Source organism: Porphyromonas sp. COT-108 OH2963, assembly GCF_000768895.1.
Classification (GTDB): domain Bacteria; phylum Bacteroidota; class Bacteroidia; order Bacteroidales; family Porphyromonadaceae; genus Porphyromonas_A; species Porphyromonas_A canoris.
Genome location: NZ_JRAP01000016.1, coordinates 1 through 797, shown reverse-complemented (window position 1 = coordinate 797; position 797 = coordinate 1). Strand labels below are relative to the sequence as shown.

Below are 797 nucleotides of genomic sequence, written 5' to 3'. Positions count from 1 at the left end.
CCCTTGTTCTGCACCAATCATGCCTTGGTTTGTACCTCTGAACCTGATAAAACAAACTTAAAAGGCCGTTTATCGCATCTTTTTATCGGGTTCAGAGCAGCTATTCCGGTAAATAAAAAAGCAGTGCCGGCACTTATCGCTCCGGCACTGCTTTTATCTGTTTATCAAATATTTATCGCACAAGATTTGGTAAAAGAGTCAAAAATAAAGAGAGGATTAAGAAAACTTCTCGTCAAAATCTATAAAATAGAGACCCCGTCTGCCTAAAAAACCATAACTAACAGATGAAAACAAGTAGATAAAGACAAAAATAAAGGAGAACAAAAAGGATTGAGAGGAGAAAGCAAAAAGTCTGTCTATATTTTCATACAAGAAAGTATGGATAGAGTAAAAGGGATTGAAGAACTGTTTTTGAAGAGGGAATAACTCTCTGCTTTGCATCATGGGAAGAGCAAAAAAAGGATTGAAGAGGAGAAGACAGAAAGTCTCTTCTCTATTTTCATATGGAGTATGGAAAGAGCAAAAAGGGATTGAAGAGGAAAAGCAGCTACTCCATCTCTATTTTCATACGGAGGAAGAACAGAATAAAAATCAAAGAGAAAGCTGTGGAAAGTTTCCGTCTCTATTTTCATGCAGAGTGACGAAAAAGCAATAAGGAATGAGGAGAAGAGAATAGCAAACCGGCCAACCTACAAAAATAAAGGAGAGAGCCATGTTCCTGTTACGGTTCATGTCTCTCTCCTTCTCTCTAAGTGGCGGCTACCTACTCTCCCATTTGCATAGTACCATCGGCGTGA

Annotated in this window: 1 protein-coding gene; it reads left to right on the top strand. The window is 38.5% G+C overall.

The features are described from left to right. The coding region (locus HQ39_RS09700) for a hypothetical protein (RefSeq protein WP_036865449.1) at nucleotides 1–267 on the top strand (267 nt) is incomplete at its 5' end. Nucleotides 268–797: the final 530 nt, after the last annotated feature.